Below are 6,510 nucleotides of genomic sequence, written 5' to 3' on the forward strand. Positions count from 1 at the left end.
TTGATGAGAAGAACCAGCCTTTCGCTATTGGTGTGGGCGATGTTGACGAGATTGGCGGCCTTGGGCGGCAGTTCGCCGGCCACGCCGGCCGCGATCAGGCCGAGCGAACCCCGGATAGAGGTCAACGGTGTGCGCAACTCATGGCTGACCGTGGAAATGAAATCGTTCTTGAGCTGGGCGGTGCGTTTCTGCTCGGTGATGTCGCGATTGTAGGTGATGACACCGACGATCTTGCCGGACTCGTCGCGGAACGGTGCCTTGAGGGTGTAGAGCCAGCCTTGCCGGCCATCCGGCAAAAGCGCCGGCTGATCGATCCGCAACGTCTGCCCGGCCTCCAGCGCGCCCATCTCATCCTGCCGGAACCGTTCCGCGACTTCTTTCGGATAGAAATCGAAATCCGTCTTGCCGATCAGATCGTCGACTGAAGCGGCGCCAACCATTTCGGCGGTGGCCGGATTGGCGGCGATGAAGCGGCCGTCGACATCCTTTATGTTCAGGCAATCGGGCAGTTCGCGAACCATGGCCCGGTAGGTCATGTTGGACATCAAGAGCTCCCGCCGGCGCTGCTGCCGATCGAGCAGGACGCCGATGATGATTGTGCTGAGGAAGCGGAACACGAGCGACGGGAACGTGCTCTGCTGCACCAGGCCGGCGACGGCTTGCGCGGGGATGACCAGAAGCGTGATCAGCCCGGCGAGAGCGACCGTTACGCCCAGACCGAATATGTCGTACATGGTGCGCGAACGGGCCGCGACGATGTGATGCCACGCGATACCGACGATTGCGGTGATGAGGATACCCATGACCCCGGCGCTGGCGCCCTGCCCGCCGAGATGGACGCGATAGGCAATGGAGCCGACCGTGGCGATCAGCATTGCCGGCCATCCGCCGAAGAACGCGGCCGCAGCAATGAAGGCGGCGCGCAGATCGACGACGAAGCCGGAGACGGACAACGCCGTCGCCATCGAAATGATCGCGCCCACGCACATGACCACGCCAAGAAGCAGCGACTGCATCCGCTTCGAAAGGCGCCCGGTGAAGTCCGCCACAAGGTCCCAGGCGACCACGAGGATGGAGACCAGTGCAAGATTGGCGAGGAGTGACTGCCAGATCTCGATCATGACTTCGGCTCCTTTTTTCCGATAGATAGCGCCAAAACCTATCCGAGGTCTAAAGAAGCTACAGCCCGGTCGGCGGTGCGGTCGACCCCGCGATCAGGGCAGTTCGGTAGGGCCACCTTGATTGCTGCTGCATCTATGGCCGACATGAGGCGCAAAGCCGACGGTCCGGTTAGGGCAGTGAAGTCCGCGTTCCGCCAATTTTTGGCAGACAGTCGCCATCCATCGTTTTCACGTGAACAGCCTTGTTCGCCAAAACCCGTCCCCTGCCCCACCAGCCCTTGACGAAAATCGGCACGCCTGTGAGACACAGGGGTGGGGACATTTGCCCCGTGGGTACATCTATTGTCGAAACACGGGATCGCGCGGCAATTTTAGTGGCAAAGCCATACTTCTTATCGGCAGCATAAAGATCGGCGGACTTCTAGCTCACCAACTCGCACAGTCCGGGGCAATTACAGCAGGTGGTCCCCTAGTCCTTGCCGACACTGACGATTTGCGCACGGCAAATCTGGGAAGGCATCTGCTGGGTGTGCCCCACCTCCAGTACAATAAGGCGGAAGCCACCGCCGATCGAGCCGTTATTGGTTATGACGACCGTTGCGAGCATCGTCCCGCCGTTGCCGCCATTGGGCGAGCCGCCAATGCCGCCCTGGCTTGCCGAGTCATTGCCACCCGAAGCTTGCCTGCGCCGCCGGACCCGCCGCCAAACGAAAGATGGATGTTGCTGGCCACGCCGCCCTTGGCCTCGTTGCCGGAAAGGTCGACATTGCTGATGGTAACGGTTGCGCCTTCATTGATGAACAGCGCTCCGCCTGCATCCACGTTCCTACGGCTTGACCGCTTTGGTTCCCTTCTTCGCTTGCACGGCGATCGAGGGCCCATCCGGCGGCGGGCCTGTAACGGCCCTCTTCGGCGGCTCGGCGGCGGGTGTGTCGGGCGCCTGCGGCCCGCCGGACGTGAGGTTGACCGACACACCGTAGATTTTCCACTGCCGGTTCACCGGTTCGAACAGCAGCTCGAAATTGACCTGCAGCGGTACCGATGGGAAAAACCCCGCTATGTGCAGCATACCGTTCGGCTCGATCTGCGGCAGCAAGGTCAGTTGCGGATCGAGTACCGCGACGGCGCTGAAATCGAGCGCCTGCTTGCGCTGACTGGCAAAGATGTCACCGAGTTGAGCGGCACTGTTGGCCTGAAAATTCGGTGAGCCGAGATCGCGCAGCACGGTGTAGTTGCCGGTCTTGTTGGCCTGGTCGAGCGCCAGCAGCGTTGTCCTGGTGAGGATCAGCACGCCGTTGCGGTCGATGCTGGCGGGATGGGCTGCCTTTTGCATCACCCGCTTGTCTCTGCTTTGCGCATGCGCGGGGTGCACAGGCACCGAGACGACCATCAGCGCGACGGCCAACGCAGCGAAAAAACCGCGGGCGCCCGAGGTCCGCCAACCGGGCGCCCGCCACTGAAAAGACACGATCTGCTGAAGCCCCAAAACCCCGTTCATGCCGGCCGCGTCAGTTCAGTGTCCATGAGGCTCCGACGCTGACGCCGACATCGCCACGGCTGGTTGTCGCCGACACGGCGGCGTTGAGGCGAAAATCCTCACTGGTGTTGTAGCCAAGTCCCAGCGCCAGGCCCGATTGCCCCTTGAAATGACCAAAGCCGCCAGCGATCGACAGTTTCTCAGGCCTGTCATCGTAACGCAGTCCCGCCGTCGCCAGGGCTAGCGCCGTACCGCCACGGGCTTCCGTGCGGCTTTCGCCGATCTGCTTGCCAATATCCTGGAAGCCGGATTCAAGCGCGCCAACGCGGCCGTCGAGCGCAGCAATATTGGTGGCATTGGTCGTTACCCTGGTGTCGAGATCCGCGATCTGCGTGGTGTGCGTGGTGAGCGTGTTGGTGTTGCTGGTGATGCGCGTCTCGTGATCGGCGAGTTCGGTGGTGTTGGCCGCGATCTGCGTCGTGTTGTTGGTGATGCGCGTCTCATGATCGACGAGCTCGGCGGTGTTAGCGGTGATCTGCGTTGTATGACTGTTTACCGTGGTGCTCAGATTGGTGATGTCGGTGCTGTTCTGGGCGACCTGTGCCGGCAGGCCCTCGAGGGTCGCGACATCGAATGTTGAAGCCGCCAGATTGCCGTCGCCGTCCGTTGTCATCAGATAGGTCGTGGCGCCTTGCGCGTCCTTGCTCGCCTGCGAATTGACGCCGGCCAGCGTGTAGGTGTTTCCGCCCGTGCCGATGGCGACCTGGTTATCGCGTGTTGTCGATGCGCCTTGGCCGATCGCGGTGGAAGCCAAGAAATTGGCAGTTGCCCCCGCGCCCAGCGCGGTGGCGTTCAAGGCATTGGCGGTTGAGTTGTGACCCAATGCAGTGGCTTCGTTCTGCCCATCAGCCGCTACGCCCGCCTCGGCGCCCATGCCGATGGCCGTGCCACCGCTGCTCAGAAAGCCGATATCAAGTCCCGCTTTTGAATAGGCGCCCAGGGCAGTGCCCTGCGCCCCTGCCTCCGCATTATAACCCACGGCCGAGCCTTCGAGTTCTCCCACATACGCGTGCGGACCGACGGCTGTGGCGAAGGCAGCAGATGTCTGTGCCTGTCCTATAGGGATACTGGTATCATTGCCGCAGGCGAGGCTGTTGGAATGGCCAGTGTCGTGGCCGCCAGCGCACTCACCTGCCAACGCATGCCCTGGAAATACCGAGATGGCCAAAACCATCGCGCCGGCCAAAGCGGTGACGAGGACCGGACCGCCGCGCGAGCTGTCTTGCTCAGTCGCTTTCGCGTCTCTCGATGCGAGCCGGAACCGCCTCCCATCCGACGGTGCGGCTGTCTCTAGTTGGCGCGGCGCGCCCGCCTGCTTGATCATTCTTGCCACCACGCCCAAAAACCCCCGATCAAATTGCCGATGTGGCGGGAGAGTGCAGACAAGGCGATGAAGCGAACAGTCGTCATATGCCGACTGTTCCTCGCTTTGTGAGGCCGCTACCTCCTTGTTGGGTCGGGTTGTTGCCGCATGGTCACATATTCATTTTTGCTAATTATCGATGAGGGGAACCCGGTGGCGACATCATCGCCTTCAGCGACAATGCAACTTGCGCGAGAGCTTCCGTGTGTTAGGCTTCTTCACGAAACCTGATCGTCCCAAGGATCGGAAAGTTCCCATGGCTGACGTCACCATCGAAGCGGTCTCCGCCGTGGTCGGCCAGATTTATGAGGCGGCCTACGACCAGGAACGCTGGCTCAGTGCGGTAACCGGCCTGCGCGACCTGTTCAAGGCATCGCGAAGCTGTATCGCGCGGCTTGATCAGCGGGCGTTCAACGCGGTGGGGACTGTCGATGATCCGGGACTGTGTACTCCCGAGGCGGCGGCAGCACACATGCGGGATCCCATCAGCACCGTCGTGGCTGCGCTGCCGGTTGGCAACATCTATGACCGTGCACGGATAGCGGAAGACGGCGCCGACTTCCGCCGCCGTGAGCTTTGGCAGGACTGGATGAGGCCGCGCGACATGCATCATGGGCTCGCCTCGAATCTTCTCGCATCCAACGGCTCCTATTGGTTTTTCGATATTCACCGCGGCTCCAGGCAGGACGCGTTCGGTGCCGACGACATCGACCTGTTGCAGAAGATCGTGCCGCATATGTTGCGCGCCGGGCAGATCGGCCGGCGGCTGGAGAACACCTCGGCGTTGGCATCGGCTTTCTCCCACCTGCCCTTCGGCGTGTTCCTGGTCAACGGCCACCAGCGGATCGTTCAGATGAACGAGGCCGCCGAGGCAATGCTGGCGCGGCCTGACAGCCCGCTGAGGCTGAATGGAGGCACGATCGTCGCCTCCAATCCCCGGGATGCGCAGGAGCTTCAACAATTGGTCGCGGATGCCTGCTCGCTGCCGGACGGAGCCATGCCCGGACCCGGCGGAACGCTGATGGTGCCGTCGGATCACAAGCGCTCCGACCTGACGCCGCTGGTGCTGTCGGTTGCGCCCTTCGTCGACGCCCGCGCCTACGGTTTGGCCTCGGAACGGTGCGCGGTGATCATGGTCACCGAGGTCGCCCGGCGCATCCCCGATGGCTTCGAGACGCATGTCCGCAGCCTGTTCGACCTGACGCCGGCCGAAGCCCGGCTCGCAGCGACATTGGCATCCGGGCGGACGCTGAAGGAAGCCGCGGCAAGCTCGAGCATCACCGTGAAGACCTGCCGCACCTATCTCGAACGTATCTTCTCCAAGACCCGCACCCGGCAGCAGAGCGAACTGGTTGCGCTGCTCAAGAGCACCGAACCGCTTAGCGGGCGCGGCGGGTAGCCGGCTCATGCACAGCGAGCGTGCTAAGGATTTCGAGGCCAATGGCTGACGCAAACCTGGAAGCGGTGTCCGCCGTGGTCGGCCAGATCTACGAGGCTGCCTACGATCAGGAACGCTGGCTCGAAGCAGTGACTGGTCTGCGCGATCTCCTTGGCGGCTCGCGCTCCTGCATTGTGCGGCTCGATCCAACGACGAGCAACGCAGTTTCAACAGTTTATGATCCCGAGTTCGTTTCGTCCGAAGTAACCGCTGCGCACATGCGCGATCCCATCAGCGTAGTCGCGGCCGCCCTGCCTGTGGGCAAAGTCTATGACCGCACGCTGGTAACGGAAGGGGGCGCCGGCTTCCGCCGCCGTGAACTCTGGCAAGACTGGTACAGGCCGCGTGACATGTATCACGGGCTTGCCTGTAATCTTCTGGCCGCCAACGGCTCCTATTGGTTTTTTGATATTCATCGCGGTTTGAGGCAGGAAGCGTTCGGTGGCGACGACGTCCAGCTGTTGCAAAAGATCGTGCCGCACATGCTGCGCGCCGGGCAGATCGGCCGGCGGCTGGAGAATACGTCAGCGCTGGCATCGGCTTTTTCGCATCTGCCCTTCGGCGTGTTTCTGATCAACGGCCATCAGCGGATCGTGCAGATGAACGAGGCCGCCGAGGCGATGCTGGCGCGGCCCGACAGTCCGCTGGCGCTGAAGCACGGTGTGGTAGTCGCCTCCAATGCCGGAGATGCGCAGGAGCTTCAACGGCTGGTTGCCGATGCCTGCTCGTTGCGGAACGGCGCCATGCCAGGCACCGGAGGAACGCTGATCGTGCCATCGGATCACAAGCGATCTGATCTGACGCGGCTGGTGTTGTCAGTCGCACCGTTCGTCGATGCCCGCGCCTATGGCCTGGCGTCGGAGCGCTGCGCGGTGATCATGGTGACGGAGGTCGCCCGGCGCACTCCCGATGGCTTCGAGCTACATGTTCGCAGCCTGTTTGACCTGACACCCGCCGAAGCGAGGCTTGCAACGGCATTGGCATCGGGGCGGTCTCTAAAGGAAGCCGCGGCCCTTTCCCACATTACCGTGAAGACCTGCCGCACCTATCT

At 62.4% G+C, this 6,510-nt stretch carries 6 protein-coding genes; 2 read left to right on the plus strand and 4 right to left on the minus strand.

Annotated elements, in window-relative coordinates; translation table 11 throughout:
* From EN879_RS19860 to EN879_RS19870, 4 genes are all read right to left on the minus strand, one after another.
* Positions 1-1,121: PAS domain-containing protein (locus tag EN879_RS19860; RefSeq protein ID WP_127274196.1), on the minus strand; the 1,121-nt coding region annotated here is incomplete at its 3' end.
* A 469-nt stretch (positions 1,122-1,590) separates the two neighbouring features.
* Positions 1,591-1,728 (minus strand): hypothetical protein, encoded by a 138-nt coding sequence (locus EN879_RS39040; protein WP_164752043.1) that lies wholly within the window; start codon positions 1,726-1,728, stop codon positions 1,591-1,593.
* A 219-nt stretch (positions 1,729-1,947) separates the two neighbouring features.
* On the minus strand, positions 1,948-2,619 hold the full coding sequence (locus tag EN879_RS19865) for a hypothetical protein (RefSeq protein ID WP_063170513.1): 672 nt from the start codon (positions 2,617-2,619) through the stop codon (positions 1,948-1,950).
* Between the two features lie 10 nt (positions 2,620-2,629).
* A complete protein-coding gene (locus EN879_RS19870; RefSeq protein ID WP_245491968.1) occupies positions 2,630-3,994 on the minus strand; it encodes a YadA-like family protein in 1,365 nt (454 codons plus the stop codon).
* A gap of 283 nt (positions 3,995-4,277) precedes the next feature.
* On the opposite strand from EN879_RS19870, the gene EN879_RS19875 reads away from it, so the two are divergent.
* Both EN879_RS19875 and EN879_RS19880 read left to right on the plus strand, forming a co-directional pair.
* Positions 4,278-5,420, plus strand: a complete 1,143-nt coding sequence (locus tag EN879_RS19875; RefSeq protein WP_063170515.1) for a helix-turn-helix transcriptional regulator — start codon at positions 4,278-4,280, stop codon at positions 5,418-5,420.
* A 74-nt stretch (positions 5,421-5,494) separates the two neighbouring features.
* Positions 5,495-6,510, plus strand: a 1,016-nt coding sequence (locus EN879_RS19880) for a PAS domain-containing protein (RefSeq protein WP_245493841.1), incomplete at its 3' end; no start/stop codon positions are given.

Origin of the sequence: Mesorhizobium sp. M7A.F.Ca.AU.002.02.1.1 (assembly GCF_003998535.1) — a bacterium.
Classification (GTDB): Bacteria; Pseudomonadota; Alphaproteobacteria; order Rhizobiales; family Rhizobiaceae; genus Mesorhizobium; species Mesorhizobium ciceri.

Bases quoted from the DNA above. Each gene is read 5' to 3' on its own strand.
- EN879_RS19875 (WP_063170515.1), top strand. From the start codon at position 4,278: ATGGCTGACGTCACCATCGAAGCGGTCTCCGCCGTGGTCGGCCAGATT.
- EN879_RS19865 (WP_063170513.1), bottom strand. From the start codon at position 2,619: ATGAACGGGGTTTTGGGGCTTCAGCAGATCGTGTCTTTTCAGTGGCGG.
- EN879_RS39040 (WP_164752043.1), bottom strand. From the start codon at position 1,728: ATGCTCGCAACGGTCGTCATAACCAATAACGGCTCGATCGGCGGTGGC.